14 protein-coding genes are annotated in these 21,385 nt (G+C 68.6%); 7 read left to right on the top strand and 7 right to left on the bottom strand.

Going from position 1 to position 21,385, the window contains the following annotated elements:
• Positions 1-43: 43 nt before the first annotated feature.
• On the top strand, positions 44-250 hold the full coding sequence (locus VD964_RS29105) for a hypothetical protein (protein WP_324871919.1): 207 nt from the start codon (positions 44-46) through the stop codon (positions 248-250).
• Positions 251-347: 97 nt separating this feature from the next.
• Here the strand turns inward: VD964_RS29105 and VD964_RS29100 are convergent, their stop codons facing one another.
• Positions 348-2,984 (bottom strand): methyl-accepting chemotaxis protein, encoded by a 2,637-nt coding sequence (locus tag VD964_RS29100; RefSeq protein ID WP_324871918.1) that lies wholly within the window; start codon positions 2,982-2,984, stop codon positions 348-350.
• A 340-nt stretch (positions 2,985-3,324) separates the two neighbouring features.
• On the opposite strand from VD964_RS29100, the gene VD964_RS29095 reads away from it, so the two are divergent.
• Genes VD964_RS29095 through VD964_RS29085 form a run of 3 tightly spaced genes read left to right on the top strand, consistent with a single transcriptional unit; the run spans position 3,325 to position 9,561 of the window.
• Positions 3,325-4,482, top strand: coding sequence for an FIST signal transduction protein (locus tag VD964_RS29095; protein WP_324871917.1), 1,158 nt, complete (start codon positions 3,325-3,327; stop codon positions 4,480-4,482).
• 4 nt (positions 4,483-4,486) lie between these two features.
• Positions 4,487-8,434: a PAS domain S-box protein gene (locus VD964_RS29090; protein ID WP_324871916.1), complete on the top strand. Its 3,948-nt coding sequence runs from the start codon at positions 4,487-4,489 to the stop codon at positions 8,432-8,434.
• Positions 8,431-9,561: a two-component system response regulator gene (locus VD964_RS29085; protein WP_324871915.1), complete on the top strand. Its 1,131-nt coding sequence runs from the start codon at positions 8,431-8,433 to the stop codon at positions 9,559-9,561. The genes VD964_RS29090 and VD964_RS29085 overlap by 4 nt, the downstream gene beginning before the upstream one ends.
• Before the next feature lie 15 nt (positions 9,562-9,576).
• Here VD964_RS29085 and VD964_RS29080 read toward each other — a convergent pair whose 3' ends face one another.
• Positions 9,577-10,356 (bottom strand): DUF2076 domain-containing protein, encoded by a 780-nt coding sequence (locus VD964_RS29080; RefSeq protein WP_324871914.1) that lies wholly within the window; start codon positions 10,354-10,356, stop codon positions 9,577-9,579.
• A gap of 386 nt (positions 10,357-10,742) precedes the next feature.
• Here VD964_RS29080 and VD964_RS29075 point away from each other — a divergent pair, with 386 nt between their 5' ends.
• From VD964_RS29075 to VD964_RS29065, 3 genes are read left to right on the top strand one after another with little or no spacing between them, the layout of a single operon-like run.
• Entirely contained in the window at positions 10,743-11,420 is a 678-nt protein-coding gene (locus tag VD964_RS29075) for a chemotaxis protein CheX (RefSeq protein ID WP_324871913.1), read from the top strand.
• Positions 11,421-11,427: 7 nt separating this feature from the next.
• Positions 11,428-13,284 carry a PAS domain S-box protein gene (locus tag VD964_RS29070; protein ID WP_324871912.1) on the top strand — a complete coding sequence of 619 codons (1,857 nt, stop codon included), beginning with the start codon at positions 11,428-11,430 and terminating at the stop codon, positions 13,282-13,284.
• Complete coding sequence (locus VD964_RS29065; protein ID WP_324871911.1) at positions 13,281-13,682, top strand: response regulator; 402 nt, start codon at positions 13,281-13,283, stop codon at positions 13,680-13,682. The genes VD964_RS29070 and VD964_RS29065 overlap by 4 nt, the downstream gene beginning before the upstream one ends.
• Positions 13,683-13,698: 16 nt before the next feature.
• On the opposite strand, the gene VD964_RS29060 is transcribed toward VD964_RS29065, so the two are convergent.
• From VD964_RS29060 to VD964_RS29040, 5 genes are all read right to left on the bottom strand, one after another.
• A complete protein-coding gene (locus tag VD964_RS29060) occupies positions 13,699-15,507 on the bottom strand; it encodes an ABC transporter ATP-binding protein (RefSeq protein ID WP_324871910.1) in 1,809 nt (602 codons plus the stop codon).
• A 326-nt stretch (positions 15,508-15,833) separates the two neighbouring features.
• Positions 15,834-17,951 (bottom strand): YgiQ family radical SAM protein, encoded by a 2,118-nt coding sequence (locus VD964_RS29055; RefSeq protein ID WP_324871909.1) that lies wholly within the window; start codon positions 17,949-17,951, stop codon positions 15,834-15,836.
• Between the two features lie 206 nt (positions 17,952-18,157).
• Positions 18,158-19,405 (bottom strand): TCR/Tet family MFS transporter, encoded by a 1,248-nt coding sequence (locus VD964_RS29050; protein ID WP_324871908.1) that lies wholly within the window; start codon positions 19,403-19,405, stop codon positions 18,158-18,160.
• Between the two features lie 293 nt (positions 19,406-19,698).
• Positions 19,699-20,274: a TMEM175 family protein gene (locus tag VD964_RS29045; RefSeq protein ID WP_324871907.1), complete on the bottom strand. Its 576-nt coding sequence runs from the start codon at positions 20,272-20,274 to the stop codon at positions 19,699-19,701.
• Positions 20,275-20,291: 17 nt separating this feature from the next.
• Positions 20,292-20,996, bottom strand: coding sequence for a YoaK family protein (locus VD964_RS29040; RefSeq protein WP_324871906.1), 705 nt, complete (start codon positions 20,994-20,996; stop codon positions 20,292-20,294).
• Positions 20,997-21,385: the final 389 nt, after the last annotated feature.

The raw sequence follows: 21,385 nt of genomic DNA, 5'->3' as shown, positions 1-21,385 counted from the left end.
CGAATAGTTTGATAGCTGTCGCGGCCTCACCAGGAGGATTGGTATGACCACTCAGTCGCAACAGCAGCAGATGGCCCAACCGGACGAGGTTCGGGCGCAAGGGACAGCCGGCGCCGCCAGCACCCAGCCGGGCGCCACCGCCGCCGGCGAGCAGGAAGAGCGTCTTGTCTGGGGCAGTGCCTGCGGCGCCGGTGCCGGGGCGGCGATCCTGTGGCAGCAGATCACCGTCCAGAGAAGCGGTCGGCAGTGACCGGTGCCGGGTCTATTGCAAAACTGGCTCTACCCCGCCGCTCCGCAGGTCGGACGACGGGGTAGGGCCAGCCGGTTTCCTGTCCTCCGTCTTGCCTTCAGCCCGCTCGCATACTGTTGACCAGACTGTCGACCTGAGAGCCCAGAGACCGCACCTCGTCCGCCACGGTGGAGGATGCCGTCAGCACGCGGGTGGCGGATTCGCCCGATTCCGCGGCGGCCCGGGCCACTGAATCGATGTTGCGGCGCACATGCTGGGTGCCATCGGCGGCCTCGCCGACATTGCGGGCGATCTCGCGGGTGGCCGCGCTCTGCTGCTCGACCGCTGCCGCGACGGTGGCGGCGATTTCGTTGATCTCGCGGATGGTGCCGGCGATGGAGCGGATGGCGTCCACCGCGTCCTGGGTCACCGACTGCATCGCCTGGATCTGGCTGGAAATCTCCTCCGTCGCCTTGCCGGTCTGGTTGGCGAGGCTCTTCACCTCCGAGGCCACCACTGCGAAGCCCTTGCCGGCCTCGCCCGCGCGCGCCGCCTCGATGGTGGCGTTCAGGGCCAGCAGGTTGGTCTGGCTGGCGATGTCGTTGATCAGTTGCACCACCTCGCCGATCTTGTTGGCGGACTGCGACAGCCCCTCCACCGTGCGGTCGGTGCGTTCGGCCTCGTTGGCCGCCTTGCGGGCGATCTGGCTGGAGGCGTGGACCTGGCTGCCGATCTCCTGGATGGAGGCCGACAGTTCCTCCGTCGCGGCGGCGACCGCCTTGACGCTGCCTTCGGCCTGCTGCGAGGTGCTGGCGGCGGTCGCGGCCTCTCCGGTGGTGGCCTCCGCATTGCGGCTCATGCGCTGGGCCATGTCCTGCATCTCGCCGGCCGCACGGGCGACGCGGTCCAGCACGCCGCGGACGCTGCTTTCGAAATTCTCCGCCATCTCGACCATGGCCCGGCGGCGCTCACCGGCGGCCCGGCTGCGTTCGGTCTCGGCGCGGGCATTGGCCGCATTGGCCTCGTTGGCGGTGTCGCGGAAGACCATCAGCGCGCGGGTCATGTCGCCGATCTCGTCGGAGCCGGCGGCGGGGATCGGGGCGTTGAGGTTGCCGGCGGCGATCGCACGCATGGCATCGGACAGCGCGCCGAGGCGGGCGACGATGTTGCGGCCGACCACGAACCAGGCCAGCGCGGCGGCGCCGACGAGGCTGGCGGCGGCGAACAGGATCAGCATCATGCGGCCGGCGGACAGCGCGTCGGTGGCGCCGGCAGCGGCGGAATCCGCCTCCTGCTTCATCGCCGCGATCTGCTCGTCGACCGTGCCGGCGAATTGCCGGGCGATCAGCCGGTTCTCCGCCAGAACCTTCTCGTTCTCCGCCGCGGCATCCAGTTCGGAACGGCGCAGCTTGAACAGGCTGTTTTCGCCCTTGCCGAAGCCGGCCAGCACCTCCGCGCTCTTGACCAGCTTCGGCAGGCCGTCGTCGCCCGCCTTCTGCAGCGCCTTCAGCCGCTCGTCCATCGCCTTGGCGGCGGCGGCATAGCGGGTCTCCAGCATCGCCAGCCGGTCGGTGCTGGGCGCCTGCGCCGCCTCGTTCAGCGCGCCGACGGTGGCGGCGGCGTAGGTCGACAGCTCCAGATATGTGCGGAAGCGGGCGAGCCCGTCACCCAGCAGATCCTGCATGGAATCGCGGGTCTGCGAGCGGACGTTGACGCTGGACAGCTTGATCTCGGCCTTCAGCCGCATCAGCGGCGATTCCATCTGCTCCAGCAGGGCGGCCTGACGGCGCGCGGCGTCGGCCAGCACGTCGGCCACCTTCTGGCGCAGCCCGTCGCGCTCCGCGCCGCCGGCCGGCAGTTCCAGGGCCTTGCGGCGCATGTCGAAGACGCCGGCGGCGCCGTCGCCCAGCAGGAAGAAGGCGTCCAGCCCGTCGGAGGTCTCCTTGCTCAGCCGGCCGCCGATCTGCGCGGTGGCGCTGACCATGCGGGCGGCGGCCTCCAGATAGGACTGCTGATGCTGGGTGACGGCGAAGGCGGTCTCGGCGCTGCCGGCGCGGGTCAGCGCTTCCGACGCGACGCTCAGGTCGCCGCGCACCTCATACATGGTGATCAGCGAACGGACGGCGTCGCCCAGCGCATTCATGTCGCGTTCGGTGCTGTTGTCCAGCGTGTCGCCCTTGTCGCGCAGGGTGGCGCCGGCCCGGTCGGTCAGCGGGGCGAGGCTGGCGAGGAAGGCGTCGTAGGACTTGGCCAACTCGACCGACATCGTCTCGCGCGTGCCGCGGACGGACAGGCGCAGGGTGGCGGCGGCGTTGCCGCGGTCCAGCGTGGCGATCAGCCCCTGGGTCTTGCCGCGCAGCTCCGCGATCCGCGGGTCGCCGGCCCGGCGGGTCGCCAGTTCCTCCACCAGGGCGCCCAGCGCCTTGCCGTTGCCCATGATCTCGCCATAGACGCGTTCGCGCTCGCTCTGGCTGTCCGCGGCGGCGAGCACCGGGGCGGCGGCGGCGATGCCGCTGCTTTCGCCGGACAGGCGCTTTGCCAGTTCCATTTCCGGCAGCCCGGTGCCGACGATCCGCGTCAGCGGCGCCTCCACGGCGGAAAAGGAGGTCAGCCCGACGATGCTGGCGGCGACCGTCATGCCGGCCATGCCGGCGAAGGCGAGCAGAAGCTTGCCGCGGACGCCCAGGCGGCGGGCGCGTGGCTCGCCGTCCTTGCGGTCCGGCATCATGCTGTCGTGGCGGACATCGATCGTCATGTTTCGTCCCTGCTCCCCCGGAATGATGTGACTGGCCGGGCTTGGCGCCCGTCTTGTTCGTTCCTGCCCCTGCGGCCGCCGGTTTCCGCTTGCGCGATTTGATCCCGACCTGCACTGCTTGGCAGACCAACCATACTGCAGTGTGGTTGACAGATCCTTACGGGGGAACTCTCATTTTCTGCCATTCGTAGGCATAGTCGCTTTCGGCGGCATGTTTGCGACCGGCCGTCTCGGCATGCGTCATTATGACCATCCGCATGCGACGAACGTTATAGAGGCTCTTCTCCCCCGCAACCGCCGTGTTAGTCTTCCGCGTGAGACGTCGATGATGGGGAGACGCATGCGGGTCTGGCAGACGGTGTTCGCGCCCTCGGCGGCGGAGGTGTCTCCGCAGCCCGTCCCGCAACAGGCCGATCTGGTGCTGGTCTTCGGCTCGGTCGCCCATTTCGACGCGCCGGGGTTCGCGACGAGGCTCGCCGATGCCTTTCCCGGTGCGGTGCTGGCCGGATGCAGCACCGCGGGCGAGATCGTCGGCGACGGCGTGCTCGACGACTCCTGCACCGTCACCGCCATCCGCTTCGACCGCGGCGCCGTCATCGCGGCGGAGGCCGGCATCGCGGTCATCGACGACAGCCAGCCGGCGGGGGAGGCGTTGGGAGAGGCGCTTGCCGCCCGGCCGGGACTGGCGGGGGTGCTGCTGTTCGCCCGTGGCGTGGCGGTGAACGGCAGCGCGTTGATCGATGGGCTGGTGTCGCGCCTGCCGGCCGGGGTGCCGGTGTCCGGCGGGCTGGCCGGCGACGGCGGCGCCTTCGTCCGCACGCTGGTGCTGGGACCGTCCGGCGTGTCCGACGCCCGTGCGGTGGCGGTGGGGCTCTATGGCGGCGGGCCGCATCTCGGGCTCGGCTCCGTCGGCGGGTGGGAACCGTTCGGGCCGGCACGCAAGGTGACGCGGGCCGTCGGCAACCTGCTGCTGCAGCTGGACGGGGAACCGGCGCTGAACGTCTACAAGCGTTATCTCGGCGACTATGCCCGCGACCTGCCGGCGTCGGGGCTGCTGTTCCCGTTCGAGCTTCTGAACGGAAACCATGATTCGGTCGGGTTGATCCGCACCATCCTGGGCATCGACGAGGCGGCGGGCGGCCTGATCCTGGCCGGCACGGTGGAGGAGGGCTTCTATCTCCGGCTGATGCATGCCAGCACGGACGGGCTGGTCGACGGGGCGGAGCAGGCAGGGGCCATCGCCGCCGCCAGCACGGAGTCGAATACCGGGAAGGCAGCCGAGGGGGACCGGCTCGCCCTGCTGGTCAGCTGCGTCGGGCGCAAGCTGGTGCTGGGCGACCGGGTGGAGGAGGAGGTGCAGGCGGTGGCCGACCGGCTGGGGGCCGGCACCCTGCTGACCGGCTTCTACTCCTATGGGGAGATCGGGCCGATGCGCGATCTGGTCGATTGCCGGCTGCACAACCAGACGATGACGGTCGCCTTGCTGACGGAACGCTGAGCGCATGCACCGCCTGCTGCAAAGCCAGTTCAAGCGCGTGCTGGGCCTGCAAAGCGCGGAGGCGGCGGAGTCCGTCCTGGCCAAGCTGAAGGCGCTTGCCGGCCAAACCGGCCTGTCGCCGGAGGCGGCGCGGATGCTGGACGGCTTGCCGGCCCTGTTCGGGCGCATCGGCCAGAGCTATGAGCAGGCGGACCGCGACCTGACCCTGCGGGCGCGCAGCCTTCAACTGAGTTCGGAGGAATTGGCGGACGCCAACGAGCGGCTGCGGCGGGAGGCGGCGACCCAGGCCCATGCGATCCGCCGGCTGCGCGGCGTCGCCAACAGCCTGCTGCGCGCCGACGGCCGCCCGGAGCTGCCGGATTCCGCCGAGAGCAGCCCGACAGACAGCCTGGAGCGGCTCAGTCAGCTGATGGCAGGGCTGGTGGAGGAGCGCTCCGCCGCCCAGCGGGCTCTGGAACAGCAGAAATTCGCGCTGGACCAGCATGCCATCGTCAGCATCACCGACCACCGCGGCATCATCACCTATGCCAACGACAAGTTCTGCCAGATCAGCGGCTTTTCCCGCGACGAACTGCTGGGCCGTTCGCACCGCATCGTGAATTCGGGCCGCCATCCGTCCGGCTTCTTCGCGGAGATGTGGCACACCATCATGGACGGGCAGGTCTGGCATGGCGAGATCTGCAACCGGACCAAGGCGGGCGAAGACTATTGGGTGGCCGCCACCATCGTGCCGCTGCTGACCGCCGACGGACAGCCGCACCAGTACATCGCGATCCGCACCGACATCACCGAACGCAAGCGGATGGAAGCGGAACTGGAGGAAAGCCGCCGCTTCCTGCAGAGCATCACCGACAGCATGGGCGAGGGCGTCTTCTCGCTGGACCGCAACGGCTTCTGCACCTTCCTGAACCCGGAAGCGGAACGGCTGCTCGGCTGGTCGCTGGAGGACCTACGCGGGCTGACCCTGCATGACGCGGTCCACTACAAGGATGCGCAAGGGCAGCCGGTCGACCGGAAGGACTGCGCCGTCCTGAACAGCGTCCGGCGCGGCGACTCCTATCGCTCCGAAACCGACCATTTCGTCCGGCGCGACGGCACCGTCTTTCCCATCGCCATCACGGCGGTGCCGTTGCGCGAGGAAGGGCGCATCGTCGGCTCCGTCACCGTCTTCCAGGACATCACCGAACGCCAGCGCATGCTGACCGCCCTGCAGGAGAGCGAGGAGCGGCTGACCGTGGCGCTGGACGCCTCCAACACCGGGCTGTGGGACTGGAACCCGGTGACCGACCACGCCTATTTCTCCGACCGCTGGCTCGGCATGCTGGGCTACGCCCCCGGCGAACTGCCGCCCTGCGGCGCCACTTGGCTGGGGCTGCTGCACGAGGACGACCGGGACCGGGTTCTCGCCATCCTGGAAGAGCATGTCGCCGGGCGCGTCGCGGTCTATGAGGTCGAGTTCCGCATGCACCACAAGTCCGGCGCCTGGGTCTGGATCCTGTCGGCCGGCAAGGTGACGGACCGCGACGCGGCGGGCCGGCCCACCCGCATCACCGGCATCCACAAGGACGTGACCGACCGCAAGCGCACCGAGGACGAGCTGGCGCGCGCCAAGGAGGAGGCCGACCGCGCCAACCGGCAGAAGAGCGATTTCCTGGCCAACATGAGCCACGAGATCCGCACGCCGATGAATGCGGTGATCGGTCTCAGCCACCTGATGATGAAGACCGACCTGACCCCGCGGCAGCGCGATTACCTCGACAAGATCCATGCGTCCTCGCGCAGCCTGCTCGGCATCATCAACGACATTCTCGACTTCTCCAAGGTCGAGGCCGGCAAGCTGACCATCGAGGCGATCCCCTTCCACGTCGGCGACGTCCTGCAGGAGGTGGCGACCGTCGTCCTGCCCAAGCTGCGGGAGAAGGGGCTGGAGCTGATCGTCGACCTGAACGGCGACGTGCCGGGCACGCTGGTGGGCGATCCGCTGCGGCTGGGGCAGGTGATCCTGAACCTCGTCTCCAACGCCGTGAAGTTCACGGAGCGGGGCGAGGTGGTGGTGACCGTGGCCGGCCGCATCGGCACCGGCGACGATTACCGGCTGGAGGTGGAAGTCTGCGACAGCGGGATCGGCATGTCGCCGGATCAGACCGCGGTGCTCTTCCGCCCCTTCACCCAGGCCGACAGCTCCACCACGCGGCGGTTCGGCGGAACCGGGCTGGGGCTGGCGATCTGCCGGCAACTGGTGGAACTGATGGGCGGCCGCGTTTCGGTGGAAAGCCGGCAGGGGGAGGGCAGCATCTTCCGCTTCTCCGTCCGTTGCCGCGTCGCGGCAGGAGAGACGGCCGCCGAACGGCTGCCGCGTCACCTGATGGACCGGCGCGTGCTGGTGGTCGACGACAGCGACGCCGTACGCTCCATCCTGACCGACATGCTGGAGCGCTTCGGCCTGACCGTGGAAGCGGTGGCGGATGGCCTGTCGGCGCTCCGCCGGCTGGAGGATGGGCAGGCAGGCAGCCAGCCGCCGGTGGAGCTGGTGGTGCTCGACTGGCGCATGCCCGACCTGGACGGGGTGGAGACGCTGCGCCGCCTGCGCGCCTTGCCGGGCGTCCAGCCGCCGGTGGTGATGACCACGGCCTATGGAGCCGACGGCGTGCAGGGCGCCCTTGAGGAAACGCTGCCCGGCGGCGGGCCGGTCACCGCCGTGCTGGAGAAGCCGGTGACGCCGTCGGCCATGTTCGATTCGGTGATGATGGCGCTCGGCGGCGCCGGTCCCCGCATGGCGGACGCCGTCCGCCGCATCCACGACCCGGCCCAATCGACGGAGCTGTCGGCGCTGGTCGGGCGCACCGTCCTGCTGGTGGAGGACAATCTGGTCAACCAGCAGGTCGCCTGCGGCCTTCTGGAACTGGTCGGCATCGAGGCGATGGTGGTCGGCAGCGGCGAGGAAGCCCTGCAATGCCTGCGCGAGGTCAAGTTCGACCTCGTGCTGATGGATGTGCAGATGCCGGGGCTGGACGGCTACGAGACCACCCGGCTGATCCGGCGCGAGTTGGAGCTGTCGGCCCTGCCCATCGTCGCCATGACCGCGCACGCCATGGCCGGCGACCGCGAGCGCTGCCTGGACGCGGGCATGAACGACCATGTCTCCAAGCCGATCGACCCGGAGGCGCTCTATGCGGCGCTCGCCCGCTGGCTGAAGCCGGTGCGCGGGTTGGGCTCCGGTCTGGGTGGCGGGGCTCCTGCCCGAACGGTTTCGGCGCCAGTGGCGGCCGCCGTCTCGGCCGCTCCGGCGCTGCCCGAAAGCCTGCCGGCGCTCGACCTTGCCGTCGCCCGGCGCAACGTGAACGGCAATCTTGCCCTGTTGCGCCGGATCCTGATCGATTTCGCCACCACCCATGCCGGGGAGGCGGTGCGACTGACCACCGCGGTGCGGGAGGAGCGGTGGAAGGATGTGTTGCGCCTGTCCCATACGCTGAAGGGCACCGCCGCCACCGTCGGGGCCATGGACCTGTCGGCCCTGGCGGGTGCGGTGGAGCGGGGGGCGATGACCTCGCCGCCCGTTCTGGAGGATGGGGTGCTCGACCGGCTTGCCGACGCGCTCGCACTGGTGGTGGACGGGATCGGCACCCTCGGCCGGCCGGCGGTGGAGGCCGCTGCAACGGCGGATGCGCCCGCCGCTCAGTCTTCCGCCACCCTGCCATCCGCCACCTTGCCGCGCGATACCCTGCGGGCGGCGCTGTCGCTCGCCGATCAACTGGGCGGCCTGCTGATCGCCGGCGACCCGGAGGCCGGCGACATGGCCGACGGGCTGGCCCGGCTGCTGGTCGGCAGCCCGGTCGCCGCGGCGGCCGACCGGGTTAACCGCCACGCCGGCGCCTTCGATTTCGAGGATGCCGCCACCGCGCTTGCCGAGTTGCGCGACCGGCTTCGCGACCTGAGGGAGACTGCGACATGAGCGTGCCGCTTCAGAACGGCGACAAGCCGCGGATCCTGATCGTCGACGACGAGCCGATCAACCTCAAGGTCATGGCCGACCTGCTGCGCGACAGCTATGGGCTGATCGTGGCGAAGGACGGGCCGCAGGCGCTCGCCCGGCTGGCCGGCGACCCGCTGCCGGACCTGATCCTGCTCGACGTGATGATGCCGGGCATGGACGGGGTGGAGGTGTGCAGACGGCTGAAGGAAGACGCCCGCACCCGCGACCTGCCGGTGATCTTCATCACCGCGATGGGGCAGGTCCACGACGAGACCCGCGGCTTCGAAGTGGGCGCGGTCGACTACATCACCAAGCCGATCTCCCCACCGGTGGTGCTGGCGCGTGTCCGCACCCACATCGCCCTGCGCGAGGCCAAGCGCGCGCTCGCCAACCAGAACCGACAGCTGGAAGACCGGGTGGCGGAGCGCACGCGCGACCTGCTGCGCGCCCAGGACGCCACCATCCGCGCCATGGCCTCGCTGGCGGAGACCCGCGACAACGAGACCGGCAACCACATCCGCCGCACCCAGAACTATGTGCTGGCGCTCGCCCTCCATCTCAGCCGCGACCCGCGCTATGCCGGTCAGCTGGACGAGGAAACCATCGAATTGCTGTACAAGTCGGCGCCGTTGCACGATGTCGGCAAGGTGGGCATCCCGGATTCCATCCTGCTGAAGCCGGGAAAGCTGACCGACGACGAATTCCAAATCATGAAGACCCACGCCGCGCTGGGCCACGACGCCATCTTCGCCGCCGAAGGGCAGGCGGACATTGCCACCGGCGAAAGGGCTGCCGGCGAAAGCTCCTTCCTGCGCATCGCGCGGGAGATCGCGCACGGCCACCACGAACGCTGGGACGGCGCCGGCTATCCCCAGGGGCTGGCGGGGGAGGCGATTCCGCTGTCGGCCCGCCTGATGGCGGTCGCCGACGTCTACGACGCCCTGATCAGCCGGCGCTGCTACAAGCCGCCCTTCCCGCACGAGAAAGCGGCAGCCATCATCCGCGAGGGCAGCGGCGGCCATTTCGACCCCGCCGTCGTCGCCGCCTTCACCGCGCTGGAGGACGAGTTCAAGGACATCGCCAACCGCTACAGCGACGAGGGGTGAGCCGTCAGGCGACGGTCAGATCCAGGAATCACCCCCGCCGTCGCTGCCGCCCTCATCGAAGGGCGCGTCGTCGAACGACGCATCGTCTGCCGGCGGCGGGCCCGGGTCGTAGGATGCATCCTGCACCGCGTCGGTTTGCGGTACCTGATCGCCGCCGTAGTTGTTGTTGATCACCGTCTCGTTGGTCGTCTCGCTGACCGGGGTCTGCGCCGCCGCCTCACCGAAGGGGCCGGGGGAATGGTGCAGGAGGGAGGAGATGGCGCTCGCCGCCAGCATGCCGCCGGCCACGCCCGCCGCCGTCTGTGCCGCCCCGGCGAAGAAGCCGCCGCCGCGCGGCGCGAGTCCAGGGGCCATTCCGGGCGCCATGCCGGCTTGCGGGAAAGGAGGCGGCGCATAGGGTTGCCGCGGGTAGGCCGCGCCGGGTCCGCCAGCCCACGGGCTGCGGCCGGCAGGCGGCTGAGGCTGCTGCGGAGCAGGGGCGGAGGGCGGCTCCGCACCCCGGCTCCACGGGCTGCGGCCGATGCCGAGCGCGTTCGACAGGAAGCTGCCGCCGGACGGCGCCGGCTGGGCCGGGCGGTCGCGCAGTTGCCGTTCAAGCTCCTCGATCCGGGTCTGCGCCGCAGTCAGCACCTGCTGCTGAACCAGGACGGTCTGCGCCATGTAGTAGGCGGACAGCGGCTGGTCCTGGACCGATCGGCGGATGAAGTCCTCCGCTTCGCCGTCGCGCGGTTGGGATTCTACCTCGCGCAGGCGGCGGAACAGATCGGACAGAAGGGTGCGTTCCTCAGGGGTCATCGCCATCTCCTCGCGCCATCTCCTCGCGCGGCATCCATCGCACAGGCGCCGTGCATGATGTGGAGTCGCCATCCCCCTGCAGACAAGTCCCCTGGGGGAAGCGCCGTGCGAGGGGCCCGTCGTCACTCCGAACAGCGGGCAAGCCAATTCATTACGGCTCTAAAGCAATATTGCGTTAGAGTGCCGATATGTTGCCGAACGTTCCGAACTCGGCGCATGAGTTGGTGGATCGTCGGGCTGACCATTGTGGGAATAGGGGCGGCTATATCGGCTATGGCGTCGCCGACTTAACATATGACATTGACGGGGGTGCCCTTTTCCCGGTCGATAGGCCACATTCGGGGTGCGACCGCCGGGCGGCGCCGGTTGTGAAGCCGAGACCAAGAATGAACAGGCGCCGAGAGATGGTGGAACTGACCGACCTGGAGCGCGATGCGCTGACCGAGTTGGTGAACATGGGGGTCGGCCGTGCCGCCACTCATCTCAGCCGCATGGTCAACGACCAGGTTCTGCTGTCCGTCCCGACCGTGGACATCGTCAGCCGGCAGGAAGCGTCCGATTTCCTGAGCGCGCGGGAACGCAGCGGCCTGGTGGCGGTGGAGCAGCAGTTCCAGGGCTCCTTCGACGGACGCGCCATGCTGATCTTTCCGGAGGCCAACAGCCTGGAACTGGCCCGCGCGGTGCTGGGCGGCGACCTGACCCTGGCGGAAATCGTCGATCTGGAACAGGATGCCCTGGCGGAGATCGGCAACATCATCCTGAACGGCTGCCTCGTCGTGGTCGCCAACGCGCTGAAGGACCGGCTGACCATCTCGCTGCCGGCGGTGCTGCGCGGCGACGGCGCCAACATCCTGAAGGACAAGGCGGGGGACTCCGATGAACTGGTGCTGTTCCTCTACATCGACTTCACGATCCGCAGCCGCAGCATCCGCGGTTACATCGCCTTGCTGATGGGGGTCTCCTCGCTGGAGTCGCTGCAGCTGCTGATCCACGCCTTCATCGAAGGCATCGCCTCCGAAGATCCCACATCCGCCGGAACGCCGCATGGTCCCCAGATTGCCTGAACAACCGATGTGGGCCTTGGACGTCCTCGGGGCGCTGGATGCAGGTATCCTGCTTCTCGACCGCCATTGCCGGGTCCTGTACTGGAACGGCTGGATGGAGCAGGCCTCCACCCTGACCGCCCGGGAAATCCTTGGGCATGACCTGTTCGATGCGCTGCCGAACCTGCGCGAATCGCGCCTGCACATCGCGGTGCGCGACACGCTGGCGACCGGGGCGCCCGGCGTGCTGTCCCACACCCTGAACCCGATGCTGTTCCCGCTGCGCCTGCCGGACGGGCGGCGGATGGTCCACAATGTCGTGATCCGTCCGCTGCCCGCCCACCCGCATGCAACCGGAGGAGAGGCGCGCTGCCTGATCCAGGTGACCGACGTCACCGCGTCGGTCAACCGCGAGCGCGTCCTGCGCGAGCAGCGCGACGCCCGCTACCGCGCCATCGTCGATACCGCTCCCGATGCCATCCTCACCACCGACACCCGCGGCATGGTGCAGTGGATGAACGGCGCCGCAACCCGCCAGTTCGACTATCGGCCGGAGGAGCTGATCGGGCAGAACGTGACGGTGCTGCTGGGCGACGACGCGCCCGACTGGATCGCCATGGCCGAGCACAGCGGCCCGGGCAGTTCCGGCAGCCTGGACGCCGTCACCCAGCCGGTTGAACTGTCCGGACGGCGCCGCGACGGCAGCCACATCGACCTGGAACTGTCGATGGCACGCTGGGAATCGGAAGGGCGCAGCTTCATCACCGGGATCCTGCGCGACATCACCGAACGCCGCCGCACCCGCGAGGAGCTGCGCGCCAGCGCGCTCGCCATGCGGCAGCTGGCCGAGCAGACCAAGGCGACGCTGGATGCGCTGCCCGCCTTCATCGCGGTGCTCGACCGGTCCGGCCACATCGTCTCGGTCAACCGTGCCTGGGCGGAGGCGGGGCCGGAGACGACCTTCCTCGGCCAGGGCTGCATCGTCGGCGACGATTACCTCGACCATTGCGGCAAGGGCCAGACCGCCGACCCGCGGGCGGACGACGTGATGGACGGCTTGCGCACGCTGCTGAGCGACGGCGGGCCGCCGGTGTCGGCGGAATATGTCACCAGCAACCAGCACTGGTTCCGCTGCCTTGCCGCCCCCATGCCGGCCGGCCCCTTCGGCGGCACGGTGCTGATGCACATCGACGTGACGGAGATCAAGTCGATGGAGGCGGCGCTGCGCAAGCTGGTCGGCCAGAAATCGACCCTGCTGCGCGAGGTCAACCACCGCGTCAAGAACAGCCTGCAACTGGTGTCCAGCCTCCTGACCCTGCAGACCCTCAGCCTGCCGGACGAGGCGGTGCGGGTGCATTTCCAGGACGCCCGCAGCCGCATCGAGGCGATCGCCCGCGTCCACAACCGGCTCTATCAGGCCGACCAGTTCCAGACCATCGAGTTCGGCACCTACCTGAACGAGCTGTGCGAGGATCTGGCCCGCGCCTCGGGCGGCGAGAGCATGTGCGACATCGTGGTGCGGTCCGAGGTCATCGATCTGCCGATCGACCACGCCGCACCGCTGGGCCTGATCGCGAACGAGCTGATCACCAACGCGGTGAAGCATCGCGGAGGCGGACCGGCACGGGTGACGGTGACCTTCCGGCGCGAGGGCGACGACCTGTCCCTGACCGTGTCGGACCGCGGTCCGGGGCTGCCGTCCAACTTCGACATCCGCAAGAGCCGCAGCCTGGGCATGCGCCTGGTTTCCAGCCTCGCCGGCCAGATCCGGGCCAGCGTGGACATCGACACCACCCCGCAGGGAACCACCTTCCGAATCGAGCTTCCGGTGCCGGACGCGGTGCCGCTGCTGGAAGCTTCCTCCGCCGAGGAGATTGACGGATGAAGATCCTGCTGGTGGAGGACGAGGTGCTGATCGCGCTGGAACAGCAGCTCTACCTTGAATCGGTCGGCCACGACGTCATCGGCCCCGCCGTCACCGCGATGGAGGCGGTGGAGATGGCCGAGGCCGACAAGCCGGACCTGGCGCTGGTCGACGTGCATCTGGGCTTAGGCACCAACGGCATAGACGCCGCGCGTGGTTTGAACGCGCTCGGCGTGCCGTGCCTGTTCATCACGTCGTTCCGCGACGAGCTGAAGAAGGACGGCCCGCTCACCGGAATCGGCTGCCTGCCCAAGCCCTTCACCGAAAGCGGCCTCCTCGCCGCCGTCGACGTCGCCCGCGCGGTCCTGGCGGGGGAGACGCCGCGCAACGTGCCGCAGACGATGGAACTGTTTGTTTGAGAGGGCGGGGGCTGTCTCAGCCCCCGATGCGCCGCACCGGCTCCGGCGCCGACTGCTGTTCGAACAGGCGGCGGTAGAGCCCACCCGTGCGGTGGAGCAGGGCGGCATGGCTGCCTTCCTCCACCACCCGGCCCTGATTGAAGACCAGGATGCGGTCCAGCGTGCGCACCGTGGACAGGCGGTGGGCGATGATGATCGCGGTGCGGCCCTGCATCAACCGTTCGATCGCCTCTTGGATCAGCGCCTCCGATTCCGAATCCAGGCTGGAGGTCGCCTCGTCCAGAATCAGGATCGGCGCATCGGCCAGGAAGGCGCGGGCCAGCGCCACCCGCTGACGCTCGCCGCCCGACAGCTTGACACCGCGTTCGCCTACCAGCGTTCCATAGCCCTTGGGCAGGCGGGCGATGAAGTCGTGGGCGTTGGCGAGCTTGGCCGCCCGCTCGATCTCCGCCATCGACGCGCCGGGGCGGCCATAGGCGATGTTCTCCGCCAACGTGCGGTGGAACAGGATCGGTTCCTGCGGGACAATGGCGATCTGCGAGCGCAGCGAATGCTGCGTCGCCCCCGCCACATCCTGTCCGTCGATCAGCACCCGGCCGTCGGTCACATCGTACAGCCGCTGGATCAGCTTGACGAAGGTGGTCTTGCCCGACCCCGACGGCCCGACCAGCCCGACCCGCTCCCCCGCCTTGATGGTCACGGACAGGTCCCGGTAGAGCGGCGTGGTGTGACCGCCATAGCGGAAGGTGACGTGGTCGAAGCGCACCTCGCCGTCGCGGATATGGATCGGGAGGGCGCCGGGCCGGTCCTCCACCCCAAGCGGCTCGGCATGGATCGCCACCAGTTCCTCCATCTCGTTGACGGAGCGCTGGAGATGGTTGATGTGCATGCCGATGTCGCGCAGATAGCCATGGACGACGAAATAGGTCGTCAGCACATAGGCCACGTCGCCCGGCGTCGCCTGTCCCCGCCACCACAGCCACAGCGCGGTCGCCACCACGCTGCTGCGGATCAACAGCAGAACCACCAGCTGCACGGTGCTGTGGCGGGTGTGGCGGGTCCAGGTGCGATGGGTGCGGCGGCTCCATTTGTCGACGACGCCGGCCAGCCGGTCATCCTCGCGCGGCTCGGCACCGAAGGCCTTGACCACGGCGTTGCAGCCGATGGCGTCGGCCAGCGTTCCGCCCAGCTTGGTGTCCCAGGCGTTGGAAAGCCGGGCGGCCGGCGCGATGTAGAGGGTGGAGAACAGCACGGTCATCGCGATGTAGACGGCGGTGCCGAGCGCGATCACCAGCCCCATCGCCGGCCAATGCAGCCCCAGCGTCACCATCGTGCCGATCAGAACGACCAGCGACGGCCACAGCGCCAGCAGCAGCGTGTCGTCGAGCGTGTCGAGCGCCCACATGCCGCGGGTGATCTTGCGCACCACTGATCCGGCGAAGCTGTTGGCGTGCCAGTCGGTGGAGAAGCGCTGGATGCGATGGAAGCTGTCCTGGCCGACATCTGCCATGATGCGCAGGGTGAAGGGGATGACGCCGCTCCAGGCGATGTGGCGCATCACCACCATGCCGACGCCCAGCGCCACCATGGCGCCGAAGGCGAACAACGCCTCGTGCAGGGCCGCGTCGCGGTCCCCCGGCAGCAAGGTCAGCGCGTCGACCAGCCGGCCGGCGAACAGCGGCATGAAGACGTCGGCGAGCGTCGACAGGGCGATTGCCCCGGCGATGCCGACGGCCAGCGGGGTCTGGCGGCGCCAGTGACGGAAGGTGAAGGCCAGGACGCTGCGGATGGCGTTCGGGCGAGGGGTGCGTTTCGACAGAGCCATGAGAATCCAACCGGGGCAGGGCCGGCCATGCAGGCGGCGCTAAAGGGGCCGTTGGGGGAAATGCGGTGCGCGGCTTGAAGCAGCCGGCGCAGAGGCATCAGGAGGCGATGATCGCCCTCTCTCCCCCGGGGAGAGGGAGGGGACCCACGAAGTGGGGAGGGTGAGGGGGATGCGCGGCGAGAATTCTCGCAAAGTCCCGCCGCGCATCCTCCTCACCCTGACCCTCTCCCCGCTTTCGGCGGACCAAAGGTCCGCCTGTCGCGTCAGCGCAAGCTTCGCTTGCGCGAGAGCGGGGGGAGAGGGGAATGTGGCGTGTACCCGTACCGTCACCGACCCTTCAAATTCGTCTGGCGCGGCTTCATGCCGGAGGGCTTGCCTCCAACCCCAGCCGGTTTCGCACCCGGCGGCTTGCCCACCGGCGGCACCACGCGGCGTCCCTGGCCTGCCTGCTGGGTGAGGAAGGTCTTGCCGTTCGGCCCCTTCTCCCGCGGCTTGGCGGTGGCGCCGACCGGCTGCCACACTGGGATCAGATGCTCCTCACCCGGTCCGATCAGGTCCTCGCGGCCCATGCGCTTCAGCGCCTCGCGCAGGATCGGCCAGTTCTCCGGATCGTGGTAGCGCAGGAAGGCCTTGTGCAGGCGGCGCTGCTTCAAGCCCTTCGCCGACGACACCATCTCCGACCCGACGCGGCGCACCGGGCGCAGGGGGTTGCGCTCGCTGTGGTACATGGCGGTCGCCAGCGACATCGGCGAGGGCAGGAAGGTCTGCACCTGATCCGCCTTGAAGCCGTTCCGCTTCAGCCACAGCGCGAGGTTCATCATGTCCTCGTCCGTGGTGCCGGGATGGGCGGCGATGAAGTAGGGAATCAGGTAGAGCTTCTTGCCCGCCTCCTTCGCCGCCTTGTCGAACATCCGCTTGAACTCGTCATAGGCGCCCATGCCGGGCTTCATCATCTTCGCCAGCGGACCCGGCTCGGTGTGTTCCGGCGCGATCTTCAGATAGCCGCCGACATGGTGGGTCACCAGCTCCTTCACATATTCCGGATTGCGGACCGCGAGGTCGTAGCGCAGGCCGGACGCGATGTGGATCTTCTTCACCCCCGGCACCGCACGGGCCTTGCGGTAGAGCTGCACCAGCGAGGAATGGTCGGTGTTCAGGTTCTTGCAGATGTCCGGGAAGACGCAGGACGGACGGCGGCAGACGGATTCCGTCTCCTTGTCCTTGCAGGCGAGGCGGTACATGTTGGCGGTCGGCCCGCCCATGTCGGAAATGACGCCGGTGAAGCCCTTGGTCTTGTCGCGGATATGCTCGATCTCGCGCAGGATGGAGCCTTCCGACCGGCTCTGGATGATGCGCCCCTCATGCTCGGTGATCGAGCAGAAGGAACAGCCGCCGAAACAGCCGCGCATGATGTTGACGGAAAAGCGGATCATCTCCCACGCCGGAATCCGCGCATCGCCATAAGACGGATGCGGCGCCCGGGCGTAGGGCAGGTCGTAGACGCCGTCCATCTCGTTGGTTTCCAGCGGGATCGGCGGCGGGTTCAGCCAGACGTCGCGGTCGCCGTGGCGCTGGACCAGCGCGCGGGCATTGCCGGGGTTGCTCTCCTGGTGCAGCACGCGGCTGGCATGGGCGTAGAGAACCTTGTCGGCCGTCACCTGCTCGTAGCTGGGAAGGCGAACCGCCATGCGGTCGGCGCCGGCGGCGCGCGGCGACACCGGGGCCGACGGATCGTCGATGGAGCTGCTGTCGACCACCGTCCAGCCTTCCGGCAGGGACGAGCGCATGATGGCGGTGCCGCGGATGTCGGTCATCGCCTTGGGCGATTCCCCCTTCAGCGCACGCTGGGCGATCTCGATGATCGCGCGTTCGGCGTTGCCGTAGACCAGCATGTCCGCCTTGGAATCGACCAGGACGGAGCGGCGGATCTTCTCGCTCCAATGGTCATACTGGGCGATGCGGCGCAAGGACGCCTCGATGCCGCCAAGGACGATGGGAACGTCCTTGAAGGCCTCGCGGCAGCGCTGGGAATAGACGATGACGGCGCGGTCCGGCCGCTTGCCGCCCTCATCGTTCGGCGTGTAGCTGTCGTTGTGGCGCAGGCGGCGGTCGGCCGTATAGTGGTTGACCATCGAATCCATATTGCCGCCGGTCACGCCCCAGAACAGCCGCGGCTTGCCCAGGATCTTGAACGGCTCCGCACTGCTCCAGTCCGGCTGGGCGATGATGCCGACGCGCAGGCCTTGCGCTTCCAGCAGCCGGCCGATGATCGCCATGCCGAAGCTGGGATGGTCGACATAGGCGTCGCCGGTGACGACGATGACGTCGCACTGGTCCCAGCCCAGCCGGTCCATTTCCGCACGCGACATCGGCAGGAAGGGTGCCGCCTTTGGGCGCACGCTCCGGTCCGGGCGGTGGGCGAACAGGTTGGGGGCCGCGAGCATCGCGTTCTCCGGGTCTCAGCTGTCGATGCGGATGGAAGCCGACAGTCTTACCTTGTCGGCCCGCAAATTCCCACCGCTGATAACGCAGCGGAGCAATGGGATATTGTGCGGGAGTGTGGGGAGCTATGTGGGACGCCCCACAGCCGGTGCAAGGGTTGCCCGTGGGGAAGGGGGCGCAGGGAAGGGGAAGAGGGAAGGGGCGCCGGTCAGGCCGCAGCCCCGTCCGCCTCTTCCGCCTGGCCGTTGCGCCGCGCCACCACCCAGCCGATCACCGCCCCCACCAGCAGCACCAGCGCCGCGCTGACGAAGGCCGCGCCTGGATGGGGGAACAGCGGCTCGGCCCCGACGGAGGCGGAATAGACCGCTCCGAAGAAAACCGGCGATACGATTCCGGCAACGCTCGCCACGCTCATGTTGGCGCCCTGCAGCTGGCCCTGTTCCGAGGGCGAGACCCGCTGCGTCATCAGCGACTGGATGGTCGGCATGGCCAGACCCCACAGCGCGTTCGGCAGGATGGCCAGTGCGAACCAGCCGCCGTCCGGCGCCAGCCCCATGCAGGTCAGCCCGCCGGCTCCGCCGAACAGGCCGACCACCATCGTGCCGCGGTCGCCCAGCCACTTCACCACGCGGGACACCACCAGTCCCTGCATGACCATGTCCAGCGCGCCGACCACCGCCAGAAGAAGCCCGACATCCCAGGCGCTCCAACCGTACCGATGCGCGGCATAGAGGACGAAGACGGCGGGAAAGACATTGTGGGAGAAATGCAGCATGAAATTGACCAGGGCCAGCCCCGACAGCTCCGAGTGGGACCGCAGCAGGCGCAGCGCGCCGAACGGATTGGCCCGGCGCCAGGAAAAGGCCATCCGGTTTTCCGCCGCCAGCGATTCCGGCAGAACGGCCAGACCATAGAGGAAGGCCAGCCCGCTGAGCGCCCCGGCCGCCCAGAAGGGGGCGCGCGGCGACAGCTCTCCCAACAATCCGCCGAGGAGGGGGCCAGCAATGAAGCCGGCGCTGAACGCGGCACCGATCAGGCCATAGGCCCGCGCCCGCTGCTCCGGCGGCGTCACGTCGGCCATATAGGCGAAGACGGTGGTGAAACTGGAGGAGGTGATGCCGGCGATCGCCCGGCCGACCACCAGCCACCACATGTTCGGCGCCACCGCGATCAGCACATAATCCACCGCCAGTCCCAGCGCCGACAGCAGGATTACCGGCCGCCGCCCGAAACGGTCCGACAGCGAACCGATCACCGGAGAGCAGAAGAACTGCATCAGCGCCCACAGCGCCACCAGCGCGCCGTTGATGGTGCCGGCCTGCGCATCGGGCCCGGCAAACTCCTCGATCAGCGCCGGCAGCACCGGAATGACGATGCCCATCGCGACGATGTCGAGCGCTGCGGTGACCAGAATGAATGCGATCGCGGCCTTGCGCGGCCGAAGAACGGGAGACATGGAAGAGCCTTGCAAAACACGACGGATGACTATGCCCCAATCGGGCGGGGGATGCGATTCCGGTCAAACTGGCGGCCGGAACGGGATCGCCCAGGGAAGCGGGATCATAGGCCGCAAGCGGCCGGTTGTGAAGCGAAATATTTCCGCCTTCGGATGCATTTCGGGAGAGTGCGCAGATGACCGGACCCGCCGCCCAGCCGCACCGCGGAGGAGATCGGCGGATGGATGTTCCATACCGCCCTGTTGCCGGTCGTGCTTCCACCAGGAGCTTTTCGAAACGCGGTGATCGTCCTTCATTCCTCGAGAGCGCGTTCGATCCGCCGGTCCGGCACCAGCCACAGCAGGATCACCGACACGTAGAGCAGGATGGACAGCGACTGCAGGACGAAGGCCAAGGGAATGGCCATGGCGTAGAACGCCATGCTGATCTTGCCCTTCAGGTCGGAGCCGACGGCCCGCGCCACCGCCGAATCCCGGCCGCCGCAGGCGACGATCGCCCGTTCGGTCAGGTTGTAGCCGACCGCCGCCATGCCGAGGACGACGCCATAGGCCGCGGTCGCCACCGGCGAGAAGGCGCTTTCATCGAGCCAGCGGATGACGAAGGGCACCAGCGACAGCCAGAACAGCAGGAACAGGTTCGCCCACAGCACCCGCCCGTCGATGCGCGCGGTCGCCTGCAACAGATGGTGATGGTTGTTCCAGTAGAGCCCGACATTGATGAAGGACAGCACATAGGCCAGCAGGATGGGGATGCGCTCCGCCAAGGCGGCGAGGCTGCCGTCCACCGGCACCTTCAACTCCAGCACCATGATGGTGATGACGATCGCCACCACCCCGTCGGTGAATGCCTCCAGTCGGCCAGCCTTCATCGGTCCGATCTCCAGCGTCAGGCCACGGCCGGCGCGGCCGCCACCGGATGGAGCGCGCAGACCGCGGTCCCCGCCAGCACCAGCACGCCGACGACGACCAGGGGAAGCACCAGACCGCTCTGCGTCACCATGACGGCGCCGATCACGGCACCGAGGAAGATCGCGGCGACGCTGGCCATCCGGCGTGCCGCATTGGTGTTGGCGCCGCCGGCAAGGCTGGAATCGGCCGCCAGCCCGGTCAGGGTCAGGGTCAGGACCGTCGTCGTGAGGTCGGGTACCTTCAACTGGCGGACCGTGGCGTTGCGGAAGCCCATCGCGAACCCTGTCAGGGCGATGATCGTATATAAACCGGAAGCGGGAGCCTGCGTGCCGACATCGAAACCGGTGGCGACGATCGCGGCGATCCAGAACAGCGATGTCTCAAACAGGGCTGCGGCCAGCAGCCAGTGCCGCATCGGCCGTCCAGCCAGAATCCGACCGACCCGGCCGGCGATCAGGGCGCCGGCAAGGAAGGATGCCAGCGCCGTCACCGCCGGCATGACCAGGAAACCCGGCGTGCCGGCGGCGGCGAAGCCGAGGAAGACGACGTTGCCGGTCATGTTGGCGGTGAAGACCTTGCCCAGGCCAAGAACGCTGATGGCATCGACCAGCCCCGTCGTCACCGACAGAAGAAGCAGAAGCCAGGGCAGGGGGGAGTTGCCGGGTGCGGCCGGTGCGGACATGGCTGTCGCTTTCCCATTGTTTCCGGTGGGTGAAGCGACAGCATCGGTCATCGACGCGACGGCGGTCTTGTCGGTTCACGGCCGGCTTGGAAAATTCTGCACATCTTTCCGATGCAGCAGCGTTCTCAATCGGCAGCGCACTGACAGTTCGATCTTGCGAGCGGTTCTTGTTGCAAGCGGATAGAAATGTCAGTGGTTTGCGCAAAGTAGGACTGTCAGTAGGTCAGGCTTAGGCTTGACGGTGTGTCGGGGGGGGCGGCCTTTTTCGGCATATCTGGCATGGATGCGTTTGGGATCGGCTCGGCGGCGCGGTCAAGCCCCATCGCCGCTTCGCGGTGCGCCGCAGGCGCAGGGCTTGACGGCGGCGACGATCGCCGAGCCATCATCCT

Origin of the sequence: Azospirillum sp. (assembly GCF_035628975.1) — a bacterium.
Lineage (GTDB): Bacteria > Pseudomonadota > Alphaproteobacteria > Azospirillales > Azospirillaceae > Azospirillum.
This window is presented reverse-complemented; position numbering and strand designations above follow the sequence as displayed.

Coding starts and splice junctions, on each gene's coding strand:
- VD964_RS29070 (WP_324871912.1), top strand. CDS start 11,428: ATGTGGGCCTTGGACGTCCTCGGGGCGCTGGATGCAGGTATCCTGCTT.
- VD964_RS29100 (WP_324871918.1), bottom strand. CDS start 2,984: ATGACGATCGATGTCCGCCACGACAGCATGATGCCGGACCGCAAGGAC.
- VD964_RS29055 (WP_324871909.1), bottom strand. CDS start 17,951: ATGCTCGCGGCCCCCAACCTGTTCGCCCACCGCCCGGACCGGAGCGTG.
- VD964_RS29050 (WP_324871908.1), bottom strand. CDS start 19,405: ATGTCTCCCGTTCTTCGGCCGCGCAAGGCCGCGATCGCATTCATTCTG.
- VD964_RS29085 (WP_324871915.1), top strand. CDS start 8,431: ATGAGCGTGCCGCTTCAGAACGGCGACAAGCCGCGGATCCTGATCGTC.
- VD964_RS29060 (WP_324871910.1), bottom strand. CDS start 15,507: ATGGCTCTGTCGAAACGCACCCCTCGCCCGAACGCCATCCGCAGCGTC.
- VD964_RS29045 (WP_324871907.1), bottom strand. CDS start 20,274: ATGAAGGCTGGCCGACTGGAGGCATTCACCGACGGGGTGGTGGCGATC.
- VD964_RS29105 (WP_324871919.1), top strand. CDS start 44: ATGACCACTCAGTCGCAACAGCAGCAGATGGCCCAACCGGACGAGGTT.
- VD964_RS29065 (WP_324871911.1), top strand. CDS start 13,281: ATGAAGATCCTGCTGGTGGAGGACGAGGTGCTGATCGCGCTGGAACAG.
- VD964_RS29090 (WP_324871916.1), top strand. CDS start 4,487: ATGCACCGCCTGCTGCAAAGCCAGTTCAAGCGCGTGCTGGGCCTGCAA.
- VD964_RS29095 (WP_324871917.1), top strand. CDS start 3,325: ATGCGGGTCTGGCAGACGGTGTTCGCGCCCTCGGCGGCGGAGGTGTCT.
- VD964_RS29080 (WP_324871914.1), bottom strand. CDS start 10,356: ATGACCCCTGAGGAACGCACCCTTCTGTCCGATCTGTTCCGCCGCCTG.
- VD964_RS29075 (WP_324871913.1), top strand. CDS start 10,743: ATGAACAGGCGCCGAGAGATGGTGGAACTGACCGACCTGGAGCGCGAT.
- VD964_RS29040 (WP_324871906.1), bottom strand. CDS start 20,996: ATGTCCGCACCGGCCGCACCCGGCAACTCCCCCCTGCCCTGGCTTCTG.